The sequence below is a fragment of the Corallococcus sp. AB045 genome (assembly GCF_003668895.1).
Taxonomy (GTDB): domain Bacteria; phylum Myxococcota; class Myxococcia; order Myxococcales; family Myxococcaceae; genus Corallococcus; species Corallococcus coralloides.
The window spans coordinates 1-16,898 of record NZ_RAWN01000197.1; the positions used below are offsets into that span (position 1 = coordinate 1).

Sequence of the window (16,898 nt, forward strand, 5' to 3'; positions counted from 1 at the left end):
TGATTGTGGTGGGCACCGTCAACACGATGGCGTGGCCTCCCGGCAGGCCGTCCCGGCTGCATGAGCGCGGTCGCCCTCCGCCCCCTCCATTTCCTCCGGAGCCTCCAGCGCCGCCCGCCCCCAGGATGCTGGCGTAGTTGTTGATCTGGACGGTCGAGCCCGCGGCAAGCGCGCCCGTGGTCAGCGCAGGCATGAGCGTGGAAGCAGCCCCCACGGTCGCGTTGACGTCCACGGTGACATTGACCGGCCCGGAAGGGCGCCCCACCGCGGAGGCAATATCGAGGATGGACGCATCCCGCACGACCACCATGTTGAGCCGGGCCCGCGAAAGCGGGATGGAACCACTGAAGGGGGTATATTGACTCATGTGACTCAGGACGGAGACCTCTCCGAACTTCGACATGAAGTACTCTTCGATCTGCGTCTTTGAGTTTCCACCGCCCCCTGGCCAGGTACCGATGCGCCAGCCCGTGGCATAAACGAGGCGGTTGTTCGAGTACGGCTGTTGACGGGTCACGGGTTCGGCAGGCACGCGCTGAACCCTGGCCGCATCAATCCCGACCACGGTAGCGCCTGAAGCATACCCCGCCAACAGGACCGTACTGACGTTGTTCACGTAAGGCCCGGTCAACGTCACGGTGGCGGGATGGTAGGTAGCGATTCCCAGCTGGATGTTCGGCAGATCCTGATCAACCACCAGCGTGAAGTTGCCTCCTTCGTAGTTGCTGAACAGGAAGATGTTTCCCGCTGTCAGGCTCACGGTGAATGGCGTGCTGACGCTGACGCTGGCCGAGCCCCCCTCAGGCACATAGCGCACTTCGTAGGTTCCGCTCTGGACAGGAGCAGAAAACGTCAACATGCCCCCTGCTCCTGAGGGGACGTATTTCCTGGACAGGTAAGCCGCGGTGGCATCCCCGACTCTATAGAGCCCCAGCCAATCTCCCGTGGAGTGGGCTGAGGGAGCAGACCATGCGACGTTGATGGCCGCGCCTGCCTTGTAGGTGCTCGAATCCACCGCGAGGAAATAGCTGGTGGCGCTTGGCTGCGCGGAAGGGGTGCCTGGGCGCTCCTGCGTGTCCTGCGTCACCGGCGGTGACACGGACAGCGAACCCGCCCCCCCGTCCTCACCCGACGAACAAGCCAGCGCCGCGCCAGCGACGACCAGAACCGACCTGCGTACCGCTCGCATGATATTCATTCGCATCTCCGTAAAACCCAGGGCGTTATTCGCCATAGACCGTGAAACTCGCGCTGCAACTGGTGTTGCCGGCACAGCCGGCACGGATCTGGTAGTAGCCAGCGGAGGGCACCTCATAGAGCAACTCTGACGCGGAGCCACATCCCGGAGCGTCGTCATTGCTGGCGACCTCGGAGTAGATACCGGCAACCTGCTGAAAGAGCCGCAAGACGGTGTTTCCGCTGCTCACCGAAGAGCCATACGCATTGCTTGCACAAGTGCTCACGCGGATGACCTCTCCGCCGTTGAAGTAGTACTGCTTGTTAAAGGTGTTCTGCCGAGCAGCGTTCGTGTTGCTTGCGCTGTAGGGCACCACGGCCTTACGGCGGGAAATCCCCAGCGTGCCTTCGCAAGCGTCATTGGAGGTGCATCCAGCCCAGACGGTATAGGTTCCCGCTGCTGGCGCGGTGTAGGACAGACGCGACACGACCGGACATCCGCTCCCGGGAGAAAAGACCCCCCAGGACGTGACCTCTCCTCCCTGCGGGTTCCTCAGACGGACGAGGTTCGCGCCCCATGGATCTGGGCTCGCCCCATTGATGCCACAGGTGCCGATCATGACCGTCTCATTCGCCGCCAGGTAGACGGGAAACTGAGCGGTGTTGCCATTGGTCGCGCTCGCGGTGAATTCCGCGGAGTAATTGGACAACTCCAATGCCTTTTCCGTTGTGGCCATGAAATCCCCGCCCTCAGCCACATCTCCCCCGCAGCCCACGAGCAAGGCAAACCATACTGCCCCCGTCAACCGGCTACGGCCCACGCCAACTCCCCAGCCAAGCAATCCCATGTCAGGCCTCTCCATGAGGGTTCACCCTCACTCAATCATCCGTCTTGCACATATCTTCAAAACGCGAAGACCTGTAAAGATGGCACAAGCCTGACCCACGCGAGTTCAAAGAGTCCCAGGATGCGCCATCCGAGGCGTCACGGGCTTTCGCGTCAGGTTCGACCCAATTGGGTTGCAACTGAACTCCACCCCACGATTCCACGGCCTGCTTCGCCACATCGAGCACCCGCGACACGGACGACGCGACGAACGGCCCCACCCGCGTCCGCCCCCCACCGGAACATGGACTGGCTGCGCCCGGCCACCTTCACGCAGGTGACCGGCAGGCCTCGCACTCTCACTTCTCGTTGATTGGGAATGCTTTTCAGAACGCAATGGCACTGCATTCCGGAGCAGGTGCGCATGGGCGCCGCGCGCACGAGCTTCTTCTTCGCCCTGCGTGGGACACCCCACCCGCAGAGCGCCTCTCTCGAAAGGCGAGAGTGATGAAGAACAAGTTCAGCGGCGCTTGCTTGCTCTTCCTCGGCACCATGCTTGCGATTGGTTGTGGCGGCGCCGAATGGGAGGGCTCGGAGGGTACGCAGGGTCCTGTGACGGTCGAGGAGGACGCGCTTCCCTCCACCACCGAGGAGGAATTCACCTCTCGGGAGCAAGAAGAAGGGCGAACCGTTGGGGACTTCGCGGCTTGCTGCTACGCGGCCTGCACCGGCGATAACCGTCCTGGCTACTTCTACGGTCCATTCCGGAGCGTCAACTACGGCAACTGCGCGAACTACGGCAACTACTATTGCGGACAGCGCGGATGGACGCTCGAGAAGGCGAAGTGGGATAACTGCTGATCTCGCCCGGCGCCCCGGTAGCCGCAGGCGGTCCGCGTCGCAATGTGTACGAGGACCGCCGCTTTCCGCCACCGCGCGACGAAAGGCAGGTTGACGCCCCAGTCCGCTCAGGACGTGTCCCAACCTTCCGGCAGGAACGACCCGAAGTCGTTCCAGCCCCAATTCGGTAGCGGAGTGAACCTGTGCACCCGAAGCGGGTGGTGCTCATGGTGCATCAGGGTGTCGCGCAGTAGCGTCAGGCCCACCCTCCATGGTTCCTGGCCCTGACATCGTCCTTGCGTGCCCACGGTGCGGTGCGATTCACCGGCGGCACTCGCTGGCCTCCGGCAACACCTTCGGTGCCGTACTCTGGACGGATGGTTGGCGCGACGCGCCGATGCTGCCGCTGCCTCCCGTCGTCTCTCGGTGTACGGCCTGCCAACGGGTGTTCTGGCTCGACAGGGCCCACGAGCTGGGAAGGCTCCCTTTCTGGGAGCGTTCCAACTCCGTCACCATCGTCACCTTGGAGGCCGCAGGGGAGCGCCGGGTCGAGGTCATGAACCTTGTACGGCGCTCAAGCGGCGAAAGCCTCTTGGAGGTGAAGCGGCGTATCGACACGCTGCCGACGGAGCTGGGGCGGTACTTTCGCCGGGCGGAAGCCAAGGCGTTTGCTGCCCGGTTCGAACAGGTGGGAGCCCGCGTGTCGCTGCGGGAGGAGACGACAGGGGAGCCGCCTTCCGAAACATCGCCCACCGAATGGAAGTCGGCGCCCTTCATCCAGGCTCCGGATGAGACGGCGTACCTGGAAGCCCTCGCGGACGGCCTGGGGAAGGAACCGAAGGAGGAGCAAGAACTGCGTCTTCATGCCTGGTGGTCGAGCAATGCGCCCTACCGCCAGGGCGCTTCGTGGGAGCCTTTCTCACTGCGGAGCCCGGGTGCCCGGGACAACCTGCTCGCGCTGGTGAGGCTGCTCTCGCATGACGATGCGCTTCAACGGCTGCTGCGGGCGGAAGCGCTGCGCGAGCTCGAGCACTTCGAGGAGGCGAAGGCCCTGAGGAGCGAGGACTTTCCCGACCCACTGAAAGCGTCCGCGAGGTTCATCCAGGAACTGGCCCTCCAGTGCATCTGCGAGGTCCGGCGGCTCCCCTCACACACCTCCTGAGAACCCGCCATGAACGATGGCGCCCGCGAGGCGCCATCGCGCAATGGATTCAGCGGGACGCGACGCTCACGGGGTGAAGACCCCCGTCACGCTCATCGCGTGCGCCTCCGGGTAGCTGGACCGGAAGGGGTGGCCCTGGAAGTCGGCGTTACCGGAGGAGCGGGCCTCGATGATCGCGTAGTAGGACTTGCCCGCCGCCAGGACGCCGGGGGGCAGCCGCAGCGACGTGCCCGCCGTGTCCAGCTGTGCCACCGGCCCGCCCGCGCTCTGCGACGTGCGCCCCTGGGCGTTCACGAAGACCTCGTAGACGCGGAGACGGTAGTGGGTCGCGGTGCCCACGGAGGGCTCCGTCCAGGCAAGGCGCGGCGTCAGCCCCACGCCCGTCAGGTTCCCGGACGCGGCCTGCCCCGCCAGCGTCGCCAGGCGCGGCGGACTCAGCCGGGGCACGATCGCGCCCACCAGGAACGCGGGCATGACGTCGTTGTACCCCACCGTGAGACGCAAGGTCAGCGCCTGGGTCGCGCCCGGCGCCATCAGCGCCACGTTGAAAGCCGTGAAGACCATCCCCGCTTGCTTGAGCTCCGGATAGGGATCGCCATAGACGAACGAATAGACGCGATGTGGGCTTCCCGCCGGCAGCACGCAGGTCAGCAGGTCCGGCGCCAGCGCGTAGCCTCCTCGCGTGCGGTCAGGCACCGCGATGAAGTACAGGTTGTGCCGGGACACGGTGGCGCTGGGGTGCACCTCGGTGCGCAGCGCTTCGAAGTCCGGGGAGTGCAGGTTCAGCGTGAGCGAAATGTCCTGCGGCACCGCGGTCATCGTGCCCGTGAAGCTCGCCGTGTTCCCCTGGGTGACCACCAGCGGCGCCTTGAAGGCACGGGTGGCCGCGTTGTAGGTGATTGGTGCCCCGTACGACGAATCGACCTTCGCGGTGAGCTGATGGAAGGTCACCTGGTCTCCCGCGCTGGCGTCCACCAGGACCGCATTATCCATGCCCGAATATTTCAGCGTCTGGGTCCACCGCTGGGCCCCCGCGCTGAGCGGCGTCCCCGACTGCACGAGACTGCTCGTGTCACCGGCGTAGAGCGCCGTGCCCGGGGAGTAGATCTCCATGAAGTCAGTCCCCTGCCACGGCGCCAGGCCCTGGAGGTCCACGGAGAGGAACGTGCTCGTGTTCGCGGCCACCGGGTCCGGACGCCCCTGGATGTCGACGCCCAGGTCCGGAGCGCGCGAGGACGTCACCACGTACGCGCCGCCCACCCGCAGGGTGTAGGGCCCCTGGGGGACGCCCGGGATCGTGAACGTGCCATCCGCCGCGCCCGTACCGGGGTAGAGCAGAAACGTGCCGTCGCCCTGCTCCACCATCGCCTCCACCAACACACCGGACAGGTTCTGTCCCCGCGTCACGGACGCGTTCCCGGTGGTGAAGTAGCGGTTGTTCACCGCGCCCTGCAGCGCCGTGGCGCACGCGGGGCCCGTCCAGGTCAGGGAGAAGGTCCGCAGCGCCTCCAGGCCTTCCGCGTCCGTCACCCGGGCGCGCACCACCGGCGTCGCCTGCGCGTCGATGCACGCGGGGGCCGTCCAGGTGACGTCGCTGCCATCGGCGGTGGAGACCGGTGTGCCCAGGGTGCCCACCGGCGCCTCCCAGGCGAAGCCCAGGGCGGTGCCTTCCGGGTCCATGGCGCGGACGGTGAAATGCACCGTGCTGCCCGGGCCCACGGTGGTGGCGGACTGGGACGCGTCGGTGATGCGCGGCGGCGCGTTGGGTGACACCGGCGCGCCCACGCAGATGCCCAGATGTCCCAGGCCCTGGCCGCCGCGGCCGTCCGTCACTCGCACGGTGAGCTGGCAGTTGGCACAGGTGCTCTGCGCGGGCAGCGCCGTGGGGGTGAAACGCGCGTTCGCGGTGCCCTCGTCCGTCCAGGTGCCCGTGCAGCTCGCGGTCCAGGCGTAATGAAGGTTCGCCGCGGCGTCATCGCTGTCCACGCCCTGGGCGCTCACGCCAATGGACTGGTGGGGGACCACCTGCGTCGGGAAGCCGGTCAGCGACACGACCTGCGGCCAGGAGTTGAACTGCCCGGACACCTCCGCCCCACCCGTGTCCGCGCCCTCCACGAGGATGGGGAAGCTCACCGCGGTGGACGCGCCCAGTGGATCCGCCACCGTCAGCGTCACCGTCTGCGAGCCCTCCTCCATGGGGGCCGTCCAACGCGAGGACAGCGCCGAGGGGGTGCTGAAGGTGCCTGCCGTCGCGGTCCACGCGTACGTGAGCACGTCCCCGGTGTTCGGGTCGGCGGCGGTGGCCCGCATGTCCACGAAGCCGCCCCTCTCCACGGACGAGCGCGACACCACCAGCGAGGTGATGACGGGGCCGGCGTTCTCGAAGTCGGGAGGCAGGTCCACCTGCTGCAGCAGGATGTTCACCTGGACCGTCTGGTTGGCGGTGATGGTGACGTCCGCCGCCTCGCCTCGGAAGAGGAGCCGCGCGTTCGTGTCATACGCGAAGGCCCGGAAGCGGCGCCCGGTGCCGGCGGGAAGCTGGCTCAAGAGGCCTGTCCACACCGAACCGTCCGGCGCGAGCTGCACGGTGAGCTCCGGCTGGCCCGGGCCATCCACCGTGAGGTCCACCCGCTGCACATCGGAGGCGCTCGCCCCCTGGTGCACGGCGACGACGAGGCGCGCGGCGCCCACGTCCTCGGGCTGGGGCTCGGAGGGAGCGGCCGCCTTCTGACAGCCGGCCAGGGTGAGCAACGCGGACACGACGACCAGGAACCGTCCCCACGCGGGAGGCGGAGCCTTGAATGGCATTTGAGGTGACATAGATGGATGAGTAGGGGTGAAGAGGTAATCCCGCGAAGCCTTCAATCCAGACAGGCGACGTTTTCGTCAATGAAACAAGCCAGCCCGTTGCATGGGTCGAACAGCATGCTCACGCGGGTGCGGACCCTGCGTTTCCATACGATGCCACGATGCATGATTCCCCCTCTGGCGGAGGCGGCGAGGACCCGGAGGCCACGCATTCACCCCACACCCACGGCGCGTGTTCTAGCAAGCCATCTCAGACGGTCAATAGCCCCAGGAATCGCGGTCCGTCTGGCCTCACGGTGTCTCAAGCGACTCAAGCCATGGATTCACGCATTGGCGTTGAGCGGATGTCTATACGGAGCGCATCGCGCGGTGCACGAGGTGGATGTCCCGGAAGGACGGGATGCGCGCGGGGTCGAGGACGTGCATCAACGCCATCCGCATCTGGACGGCGCAGCGCCGGACATCCATCCCGCCAATGCCTGTGCCGAGCCCCGGGCAGACCAGGGTGCGGATGACCGGAGCGCCCACGGCCTGGTTGTGGCGCTTCACGGCGAGCAGGACGGCGCGGAACGCGAGATAGGCGTGGACCGTCTGCGCGACGCTCTCCGGGATGCGCATGGTCGGCGCGGCCACGAGAAACGGCCAGCGCGTGTCACCGGAGGGGACGACCACCGCGGCGCCGACGGGCAGTTCGCCGTGGTGCTCCGCCACGATGGCGCGCTGCACGGCCTCCTGGACCTGGAGGCCCAGGGTGTCGCGGATCGCCAGGTCCAGTCCGCCGTCCATGATGCCGAAGCTGTTGGCCGGACTGACCATGGCGTCCGCCGGGATGGCGAAGAAGTCCTCCTCCCGCACGGCGACGAAGTCGAACGGGTCGAAGGCTTCCGTCCAGGCCCGCACCAACTGCGGTGAGCGGTCGATGAGGTATATCTTCGCGGGGAGCATGGCCTGGGGTTTAGCACTTCGCAGTCAGTGCCCGCCCTGTGCTGTGATTCGAGGCACGTCCGTTCCAGGGCGCACGCCTCGTCACGAAGGAGTCGGGCCATGAGCCTCCACACGTCTCGCTTCGTCCTCGCCCAAGCCCCCGTGCTGGGCGTCCACCAGGGGTCGAGGCAAGAAGCGCTCCGCCGGGGCGTGGTCCTCTTCTTCCACGGACTGGGCGGGGGCAAGGAGGTCCACGAGCGCGAGCTGCGGCTCTTCGCTGACCAGGGGCTCTTCGCGGTGGGGGTGGACGCCGTGGGACATGGCGAGCGCCGCTTCCCGGACTTCGACGCGCGCTTCGCCGAGGGGAACCCCCGCTGGATGGAGGAGTTCCTCGGCGTGGTCGAGTCCACCGCGAGCGAGGTGCCCGCCCTGCTCGATGCGCTGGTGACTGAGCACGGCGCCGACCCGGCTCGCCTGGGAATCGGCGGTGTCTCCCTGGGCGGCTACATCACCTACGCGGCGCTCGTGCGAGAGCAGCGGCTGCGCGCCGCCGTTCCGTTCCTCGGATCACCGGAGTGGGGCCTGCCCAGACCGGCCAGCCCGCACCGCCACCCGCAGCGCTTCTTCCCCACGGCCCTCTTCAGTCAGACCGGAGGGCAGGACGACGTGGTGCCTCCCGGCCCCGCGAAGGCGCTCCACGCGCAGCTGGAGCCCCTCTACGCCCAGGCCCCGGAGCGGCTGCGCCACCGCGAGTTCCCGGAGTCCGGCCACATGATGCGAGAAGCGGACTGGCAGGAGGCGACCCGCGACGCGGCGGAGTGGCTGTCACGCTTCATCCTGCGCTGACGGCCGGAGCCGCGCCGCACGTGGCTTCGTACTCCTGGAGCTTGTGCTCGAAGCGCTCACGTTCGGGGGCGGGCCACTCGCCAGGCAGCTCTTCCACGGCCTGCCGCTGCGCGGCCAGTGCCTCGGGACACTGATGAAGCCCGAAGTGCGCGGCGGCGGCGGTCTCCAGCACGTAGGGATTGGGGTGTTCCCGTTGCGTGGAGTCATGCAGCGCGGGGCGGATGGCCGAAAGGGCAGCGGCGTACTGCCCCGCCTGGACCTGCCGCCACGCCTTTTCCGTGGCGATCCACCGGGCCCGGGGCGCCACCGCGTACGTCCGTTCGATGACCGCCGGATACTCCGGAGCCTGGGGTTCGTGCAGGGCGAGTTGCGCGGCCAGGTTGGTCCAGGCCGCCGGGCTCTCCGGGAAGCGGGACACCCTCAGCCGGGCCCATCCCATCTTCTGCTCCAGGGGCAGCTTGTATTTGTAATTCCCCCCTCTGCTGCACGTGACGGCGAACATGTACGTCGAGGCAAACCGGTGCCCGGCGAGCGTCGCGGGCCGGAAGGGATGCGCGCCCAGTTGCTCGATGAAGCTCCGTGAGAACTCACCCGCACCGTCTTCGATGACATCGCAGCCCCGCATCTGTCCGTCCGCGGCGATATGGCATTGGAGGATGACCACCGCGAACTCGACGCCCCCCGGCAGCCTCTTGACCTCCGGGTACCTCAACGGGTGGTCGCTGCGTTGGGGCCCCTGGAACTCCTTCTCCAGGTACGTGCATGCCGGCTCATGGCCCGCGTCACACGCGGCCCGCAGGTCCTCCAGGGCCCGGAGGACCTCGCCTTCCGTGGGCTTGCCCTTCAGGGTCTGGACGACCTCTGCGTGGACGAGCGCCGCCTGTCCGGCCTCCAGTTCCAGGGCGGGAGCACCGGTCGCCTCCTGACGGGGGACGGCATCCCCGAGGTTCTCCGCATCCAGGAGATACGAATAGGAGGCCTTGTGCCGCAGGTAGGCCTCCATCGCCAGGGCCAGGTGACCGTGGTTCGCGTTGGGAGGAGGAAGACCGTAGTGGCTGCATCCGGACAACAGCCCCAGCATTGAAAGAATGACAAAGCACCCGCGCATGGCCGCGCAATCTAGACGTGCCCTTGTCCTGACGGGAATCGCCGCCCGGTGTGGGGAGTCGCACCGGGAGAACGGGCTGCGTCAGCGCGGCGGGGATGGTGGTCCACATCCACTCGTTCGAAGGCCCGGGTGCGGACTACGAGACCGCCGGAGCCGACCGGCTGCTCTTGGGTGTCTGGGAAGCCCCCAGGCTGGAGGATGCCTCGCTGGGAATCCGTGGCGGCATGACTCGCCTGTCAGCCATCCGCTGACCGCGGTGGCGCACCGCCTCCCCGCATCCTGCGCATAGCCACCCTGGCATGGTGGTTGCGTATGGGGTGTGCCACCACGACGGGGACCCCATGCCGCCACGTTTCATCTGCCTGCTCATGTTGTCGCTGGCCCTCCCTGGCGCTTCCGCCAGCGCCGGGGAGCCGGCGCCCGTGCCTCCTCCGGCATCGGTCCCGGGTTGGTTCGAGAACCCCACCCGCACGCGTGGGCTGCTCGGTTCAACGGCGCTGCCGCTGCATGCGGGAGAGGGCTTCGTCGGACAACAGGCGCTCCTCGCCACCGTCGCGGAGGTGGGCCTGAGCGAGCGCGTGTCCGTGAACGTGGCCACGGCCGGTTTCATCTATTCGATGGGCCGTGCCTTCGACGACGTCCCCTTCAGCCTCATCGGGGGCATCAAGGTTTCGCAGCCGGTGTCAGAGCGGCTGCACCTGGCGTTCGGCGTCGAGGGCGGCAGCTTCGACACCGGCCAATATCTGTTGGACACGCTCAACGCCATCTCGGTCTACGGCATCCTCACCTATGGGACGCCCGACGCCCATGTGTCGCTCACGGTCCGGCCCTTCTTCGCCTGGGGGACCTACCACTCCGGCAGCCTGATGGTCCTGCCCATGCTGGGCGGCTTCGTCCGGCTGGGAGAACGCTGGGGCCTCGCGGGGGAGGTCGCGCTCTCACCGGTCGATGGCATCAGCGGCACGTTTGGCTTCGCGACGGCGGGCGCGCGGTTCATGGGGCGCCAGTGGTCCCTGGACCTGGGGCTCCTCGCCGAGCAGCAATGGAAGGACACGGACAAACCCTCCGTGCTTCCCGGGTTCTCGTTCCTGTTTCACTGGCGCTGAGCCAGCAGCGCACCAAGGGGAAATCATGGCACCACGTTTCATCTGCTTGCTCATGTTGTCGCTGGCCCTCCCTGGCGCTTCCGCCAGCGCCGGGGAGCCCGTCGAGGAATCCTCCCAGGGCGCTGAGTCCGCCGGAGGCTGGTTCGAGAATCCCACCCGCACGCGCGGACTGCTCGGTTCAACGGCGCTGCCGCTGCATGCGGGAGAGGGCTTCGTCGGACAGCAGGCGTTCTTCTTCACCGTCGCGGAGGTGGGCCTGAGCGAGCGCGTGTCCGTACACCTGGCCACGGCCGCCCCGTTCCAGCTGGTGTACACCGACACGTCCTTCAGCCTCATGGGGGGCATCAAGGTGAGCACGCCGCTCACCGAAAAGCTGCATCTGGCGTTCGGTGCGCAGGGCGGCTCCTACGACAGCGACTTCCCGGGCTCGGGGGGGCTCCACAACGCCGTCGCCGCCTACGGCACCCTCACCTATGGGACGGCCGACGCGAACCTCTCCCTCACGGTCCAGCCCATCTACATCTGGGAGCGGGGCAGGAGCGGGAGCGTGATGGTGCTGCCCATGGTGGGAGGCTTCCTGCGCGTCGGGGAGCACTGGGGCTTCGCGGGGGAAATCGCCATCTCACCGGTGCGCGCCATCGCCGACGCGTTCGCCTTCGCGACGGCGGGCGCGCGGTTCATGGGGCCGCGGTGGTCCGTGGACCTGGGTGTCCTCGCCGGAACGCAATTGCAGCACCAGGACACCCCCGCCATCGCTCCTGGAGCGACCTTCCTGTATCACTGGCGCTGACACGTCCTGCCAGGGTGTTGGTCGCAGTCAACCCCTCGCGGAGGCCGTGATGCGCTTTGCCGCGATGAAGTTTGGAAAGACGCTGCTTGCTGTTGCCGCAAGCGCTGGGCGGCGTGAACGCAATTCCCTGGGGAGAGGCGGGCGGTCCGCGTTGGGATGAGCACGCGGTCCGCCGCTTCCCTCAGCGAGCGCTCGGGGTGGTGCCGACCACGTTCACCGTGGCCGTGGCGCTGGCCGCGATGCCGAAGTCCTCCTGGTGGATGATCAGGTCCACGGTGTGCGCGCCACGCGCGCCCGGAGGCACGGACTTCGTCATCGTGAAGGTGTAGGCGCCGCCCGGAGGCAGGTTGACGCCCCAGTCGGACCAGGACGTGTCCCAGCCTTCCGGCAGGGACGACCAGAAGTCGTACCAGACCCAATTGCACGAGGCGGAGTCGTTGTTGGTGACGCTCACCGTCCACGTGACGTCCGAGCCCGGGGCCGCCGTCACGGTCGCCGGCGAGAGCGACAGCGTGGGCGGCGTCGCGATGCAACGCTCGACGACCTCCACCGTGGCCGTGCCCTGCACGGTCTGGCTTCCCCGCGTGACGGTGACGCCCGCCGTGTAGGGCCCGGGCGGCGTGCTGTAGGGCACATACGTCTGGAGGCCCAGGGTGTCGGAGCTGGAAGCGGCGATCGTGCGTTGCGCGGGCAGCGGGTCAAAGCCCCAGCCCGCGGGGACGATGGCGGAGAGCTGGAAGGTGCTCGGCGCGCAGCCCACCGAGTCCCGATTGATCAACTCCAGCGCGAACTCCGGCCGCGCTCCGGGCCAGAAGGCCAGCTCCAGGGGCGTCACCCGCACCTCGGGCACGGCCTGCACACAGGTCGTCGTGCGGTACTGGATGCTCACCGTCAGCCCCGCGACCGTCGCCGCATCCACCGTGAGGGAGAGGTCGCTGTGCGGATCGTTCCACGTCGTGCCCGGCAACAGGGCCGGGTCGCTCCAGGAGGACGTCCCTGGCGTGAAGTCGAGCAGGTGGGTGCCGTCCCGCGCTTCCGCATCCTCCAGGTGGATGAGCGCGCCGCCGAACACCTGGGACGCCAACGTCGACTCGAAGAGCCCCACGGGCCGGCGGTACTCCACCCACAGCCAGTCATTGGCGCCAGCGCGACGGCGCACCTTGAGCGCCTTGAGCCCACCGGACGCCACCACCGGCGCGAGCGTGAAGGTGCCGCCCGTGCCATCCACCTGGGCCACCGCGGATGGCTCCAGCCAGCCGATGCGCGCCTTGTGCGGCGCCGCGTAGTGGCCCAGGTTCCAATCGCCCATCGAAGAGAAGAGGTCCCCGTACTCGTCGATGACGCCCAGGGTGCCCGGCAGGCCCAGCGGCTGCGTGCCGAAGTCGCGCGAGCTCGCGTGGTTCAGCGAGAGGTTGTGACCTGCCTCATGTGTCACCAGCTTCACGGCGGTGTCGTGGCCCGTCATCCAGTCCGCGACGAGCCAGGCCGTGGAGGCCGTCACGGTGCCATCCGCCGTCGCGACCTGTCCGCAGGACAAGGTGGCCTGCCCCGCGTAGGCGCAGCCCTGCGTGGGATTGGGGTGGACGATGAAGATGCGGTCGTACTGCCGGAAGTCCACGTCCGCGTCCGCCGCCCGCACGGCCGCGTCGCGCATGGCGTCCGTCTCCGAACAGGAATAGGCGCGGTCCAGCGTGTACCAGCCCACCACGCTGCCCGTGGTCGTGGTGCGGCCCTCGGACACCTCGCTCCAGTAGGTCGCCAGCGAGCGCTGCGTGGTGGAGAAGAACGCAGCATGGATCCCCTGCGGGGTGGCGGCAGGCTGGGGCACGCCCGGGAAGGCCGCGAGGATGACGAGGCTGCGCTGCACCCCGGTGACGCCACACACGCCCGAAGTGGCCTGCACGGCCGCGGCGTGGCGGTCCACCTCCACCGTCCGGGCCATGAAGCGGTGCTCGCCCTGGGTTCCGCGCAGCGTCACCCGCTGACCGCTGCGCAACCCCTCCGGTGTTCCACCGGTGAAGACCAGCGGCAGATGCTTATCGCCGACAAAGAGGAAGTACTCCTCGCGTGACGCCTTGAACGACGGCGCGTCCACGACCCGGACTTCGAGCTCGCCCTGAACCACCTGCTCAAGGGTAGCGTCCTCTGGGATGGAAACCTGCGTGTTACAGGCCGCGAGCCACACGACCGCGGCAATGATGCACAAGCGGGACATTTCCCCTCCGGCGAGCGGTGGCCCGGCGCGGGAGTGCCCCCGGCGACCGCCGCGCGCCTTGTGCCCCCGGCCGCGCGCGTGCGCAATTCGTCATTCGAGGATGTCACGCGGATTTTGAAGAGGCGCCGTCCGCCTCCCGCGACTAGCGCAGCTCCAGCTGGGCGCAGTTGGTGCAGTGGCTCCAGCTGGAATCCGCCTTGCTCTTGAAGTCGACGACCGCCACCTCCTTGAAGGGGCTGGTGTTGTCGTCGATGCGCAGGGTGACGGGCTTGCCGCCCAGGCGCACCTGCACCTTGTAGCGGCCGATGGGCACGTCCTTCATCGCCCCGTCCTTGTCGGGCTTGAGGCTGAGCTTCTTGCCCGCGCTGCCGTCGATGAGCGGGCCCACCGGCTCCAGCTGCACTTCCAGGTTCGGGTACTGGTCGTCGCGGAAGCTGGACTCGTAGGTGGTGACCACCTTCAGCGTGCCGCCGTAGAAGCCGCCGCCCTGCTCGTTGGGGATGGCGCCCGACAGCTTCCAGGAGAAGTTGCGCACGCCGCCGTCATTGCCCGCGACGAACTTGGGATTGTCCGGGTGCAGCGGCAGGGTGAAGGTGTCTCCGTTGTACTTGCGCTCCACCATCCCGAAGACGCGCCAGCCCCCGGGGCCGCACGACACCGAGTACTTGCCGGAGCCGTCCGTGAGCGCCTTCTTGTCGGTGTCGTCGTAGGTGGCTGTGGCGTGGTTCGTGTTGAGCGAGTCGTTGTGGTTGTAGACATCCAGGATGATCTTCGCCCCAGACAGCGGGCGGCCCTGGGTGTCCACCGCCTTGCCTTGGATGACGTGGGCCTTGGCCCCCTCGGCGGAGGCCTGGCTGCAGGCGCTCAGCCCCGAGGCCAGGGCGAGCAGCGTGGGGAGGGTGATGCGGCGCAGTGCGGTCATGGCTTTTTCTCCTCGGGCGGCCACGTGAACAACAACAACGGGGAATGAACTGTTTCAGCGACGGCCGGCTTCGCGGGCGCGGTCATCCTGCCCCAACCCGCCCCGGTTCGCGGCCCGGAAATGGCCGACGCGGGGGAGCTGTTGCACAAGCGCCACTGCCAGGAGGACGCGGTGGCGGGCCTCTGACCGCCCACCGGCTCGGCGCAGGGGGTCGAATTCCACGTCGGCGTGGGCCTTAATGCGGGCTCATCATGTCCGCACCTTTGTCCATGAAGTGGCTCGCGCCCGTGCTGCTCCTGGCCTTCGTGGGCTGCGCCGAGCCACGGCGCTCGGCTCCCATTGAGGCTCCGCTCGGTGCGTTCAACTTCACGCTGGAGTCGCGGCCGGTCGCCGCGCAGGTGGAGCTGCTCGACTCGCTCGGCTACTCCGGGGTGACGCTGTTCTGGCCGGGCCGCGAGGTCTTTGACAGCTTTGCCCGCCAGCCCGCGGTGGAGGCGGGGCGGGTGCGGCTTCCCGCCGTCCTCTTCGTCCTGCCCTTCGACACGGCCTGGGACCGCGAGGAGCTGAACGGGATCCTGGCGGCGCTCGCCCCCACGCGGACCGCGCTCTGGCTCATCCTGAGCGGGCCGCGGGACGCGAAGACGGCCATGGTCGCCTCGGTTCGTGACGTGGTGGACCTGGCCACCGCGCACGGCGTGGACGTCGTTCTGTACCCGCACGACGGCGAGTCCATCGAGAACGTCGAGGAGTCGCTCGCCCTGATGGCGGCGGTCGACCGTCCCCGCTTGAAGACCTCGCTCCACCTCTGCCACGAGCTCAGGGCGGGGAACCGCGACCGGCTGGAGGAGGTCATCACCGCCGCCGCCCCCCAGCTCGCCCTCGTGAGCATCCACGGCGCCGCGCGCGAGTTCGCTCCAAACGCCCCCACCTGGTCGGAGGTCATCCAGCCGCTCGACCGGGGCGATCTCGACGTGGGGACCGGCTACCTGCTCCCCTTGCGCCGGGCCGGCTACGAGGGCCCCGTGCTGCTCCACACCTTCGGCATCGAGGACCCGCCGGAGGAGCACTTCCACCGCTCGATGCAGAAGTGGCGTGAGCTGTCGCGCTCGGTGGCCGACGCGCTCGTGAAGCTGGAGGGTCCCGGCTGAGGAGAGAACCCGCTCAGGGCTCGCGGAAGCCGCCGCGCGCCCACTCGTTGGTGATGGGTCGCGCTCGGCCGCATCCCGGCCGAGCGCGCCGCGGCCCTCTCAAGGGCAGATCCAGCGCCTGTTCGAACAGCTGCAGGTAGCGGTCCTGCAAGTGCTTCCGTCGAACCAGGAGCATGCCGTCGTGCCGCCGCCATTCCCGCAGTTCGTGAAGTTCAGGGCGTCGCAATCCGGCGCGATACACGTACAGCTCCCGTCCGAGCACACCGCGGCCTCGGAGGTGCCCACGGGCGCATCCCCAGTCGTGGGGCTCGAGTCGGGGACCTCGCCACAGGCCACCAGCAGCAGACCGGACAGCAAGGACAGCAGCGCGGACTTCTTCATGTGGGTTCGCATGGCTTTACGCTCCTCATTCATGGAGTCATGACCTCGGCGGAGAGTCACGGCTTCGAAAGAGTGTACTGGCATTGCCTTGTCATGGGAAACTTGCGGTGCCAATGCGTGACCAGTGTGGGAGGAATTGAGCCTGGGGCGCGTCCGCGTTCGCGCAGACGAGCTTCTCCCTCACCCCACCCTGCGCGCCGGGGCTCTGTGGCGCGTCGCGCCTGAGGGAGCGGCCATGAGGCCGGCGGGCGCGGTGTCCAGCAGCGGCATCGCGCTCGCGAACCCGAACCCGGCACGCCGGACCTGGTACGCGGTCACCAACTTCGCGGCCGAGCCGTTCAATTACAGCGCCACCTTCTGGGTGCGCTCGGAGTCTTACAACTCCTACCAGCTCGTCGGAGGGCCAGCGCATCCTCGTACCCTGGGAGGGAAGCGCGTCGCCTCACGGACGGAAGCCGCGCTCCCGGGCAGGGCGGTCCGTTGCCACGCCTGGCGCCCGGGCCCCGGACCTGCTGTGCACCCCTGTGCAATCAGGTGTGGCACCAGCCCTGCAGTCGGACCCCGTTGGAAGTTTCTCGACGGGGGCCGGGACCGATGGGGACGAGACGCAGGTGGCTGGGAGCGGTGGTGGCACTGGGGGTGGTGG

The 16,898-nt window shown here is 68.1% G+C and carries 13 protein-coding genes and 1 pseudogene; 6 read left to right on the plus strand and 8 right to left on the minus strand.

Annotated features, from left to right (window positions below; genetic code table 11):
- Both D7Y21_RS33170 and D7Y21_RS41590 read right to left on the minus strand, forming a co-directional pair.
- Nucleotides 1–1,198, minus strand: a pseudogene (locus D7Y21_RS33170) (hypothetical protein); the annotation flags it as partial.
- Nucleotides 1,199–1,223: 25 nt separating this feature from the next.
- Entirely contained in the window at nt 1,224–1,913 is a 690-nt protein-coding gene (locus D7Y21_RS41590; RefSeq protein WP_147469441.1) for a hypothetical protein, read from the minus strand.
- 596 nt (nt 1,914–2,509) lie between these two features.
- Between D7Y21_RS41590 and D7Y21_RS33180 the strand changes: the two genes are divergently transcribed.
- Nucleotides 2,510–2,863 carry a hypothetical protein gene (locus tag D7Y21_RS33180; protein WP_121717809.1) on the plus strand — a complete coding sequence of 118 codons (354 nt, stop codon included), beginning with the start codon at nt 2,510–2,512 and terminating at the stop codon, nt 2,861–2,863.
- Nucleotides 2,864–3,239: 376 nt separating this feature from the next.
- Nucleotides 3,240–4,004, plus strand: coding sequence for a ribosomal protein L7/L12 (locus tag D7Y21_RS33185; protein WP_255427381.1), 765 nt, complete (start codon nt 3,240–3,242; stop codon nt 4,002–4,004).
- Between the two features lie 66 nt (nt 4,005–4,070).
- Here D7Y21_RS33185 and D7Y21_RS33190 read toward each other — a convergent pair whose 3' ends face one another.
- Entirely contained in the window at nt 4,071–6,812 is a 2,742-nt protein-coding gene (locus tag D7Y21_RS33190) for a hypothetical protein (RefSeq protein WP_147469442.1), read from the minus strand.
- 348 nt (nt 6,813–7,160) lie between these two features.
- Nucleotides 7,161–7,757: a macro domain-containing protein gene (locus tag D7Y21_RS33195; protein WP_120564806.1), complete on the minus strand. Its 597-nt coding sequence runs from the start codon at nt 7,755–7,757 to the stop codon at nt 7,161–7,163.
- A 99-nt stretch (nt 7,758–7,856) separates the two neighbouring features.
- On the opposite strand from D7Y21_RS33195, the gene D7Y21_RS33200 reads away from it, so the two are divergent.
- Nucleotides 7,857–8,582 carry a S9 family peptidase gene (locus D7Y21_RS33200; protein WP_121717812.1) on the plus strand — a complete coding sequence of 242 codons (726 nt, stop codon included), beginning with the start codon at nt 7,857–7,859 and terminating at the stop codon, nt 8,580–8,582.
- Here D7Y21_RS33200 and D7Y21_RS33205 read toward each other — a convergent pair.
- Complete coding sequence (locus tag D7Y21_RS33205; RefSeq protein WP_147469443.1) at nt 8,569–9,690, minus strand: hypothetical protein; 1,122 nt, start codon at nt 9,688–9,690, stop codon at nt 8,569–8,571. The genes D7Y21_RS33200 and D7Y21_RS33205 overlap by 14 nt on opposite strands.
- Nucleotides 9,691–10,031: 341 nt before the next feature.
- On the opposite strand from D7Y21_RS33205, the gene D7Y21_RS33210 reads away from it, so the two are divergent.
- Nucleotides 10,032–10,796 carry a hypothetical protein gene (locus tag D7Y21_RS33210; protein ID WP_233591696.1) on the plus strand — a complete coding sequence of 255 codons (765 nt, stop codon included), beginning with the start codon at nt 10,032–10,034 and terminating at the stop codon, nt 10,794–10,796.
- A gap of 25 nt (nt 10,797–10,821) precedes the next feature.
- The gene (locus D7Y21_RS33215) at nt 10,822–11,586 is read left to right on the plus strand and encodes a hypothetical protein (protein ID WP_120564810.1); all 765 of its coding nucleotides are present in this window, start codon (nt 10,822–10,824) and stop codon (nt 11,584–11,586) included.
- A 181-nt stretch (nt 11,587–11,767) separates the two neighbouring features.
- Here the strand turns inward: D7Y21_RS33215 and D7Y21_RS33220 are convergent, their stop codons facing one another.
- Both D7Y21_RS33220 and D7Y21_RS33225 read right to left on the minus strand, forming a co-directional pair.
- Nucleotides 11,768–13,801, minus strand: a complete 2,034-nt coding sequence (locus D7Y21_RS33220; RefSeq protein WP_121717814.1) for a zinc-dependent metalloprotease family protein — start codon at nt 13,799–13,801, stop codon at nt 11,768–11,770.
- Between the two features lie 142 nt (nt 13,802–13,943).
- Complete coding sequence (locus D7Y21_RS33225; RefSeq protein WP_120564812.1) at nt 13,944–14,723, minus strand: carboxypeptidase-like regulatory domain-containing protein; 780 nt, start codon at nt 14,721–14,723, stop codon at nt 13,944–13,946.
- Nucleotides 14,724–14,974: 251 nt separating this feature from the next.
- Between D7Y21_RS33225 and D7Y21_RS33230 the strand changes: the two genes are divergently transcribed.
- Nucleotides 14,975–15,871, plus strand: coding sequence for a sugar phosphate isomerase/epimerase (locus D7Y21_RS33230; RefSeq protein ID WP_120564813.1), 897 nt, complete (start codon nt 14,975–14,977; stop codon nt 15,869–15,871).
- A gap of 13 nt (nt 15,872–15,884) precedes the next feature.
- On the opposite strand, the gene D7Y21_RS42015 is transcribed toward D7Y21_RS33230, so the two are convergent.
- Nucleotides 15,885–16,046, minus strand: a complete 162-nt coding sequence (locus D7Y21_RS42015) for a hypothetical protein (protein WP_158627390.1) — start codon at nt 16,044–16,046, stop codon at nt 15,885–15,887.
- Nucleotides 16,047–16,898 lie beyond the last annotated feature (852 nt).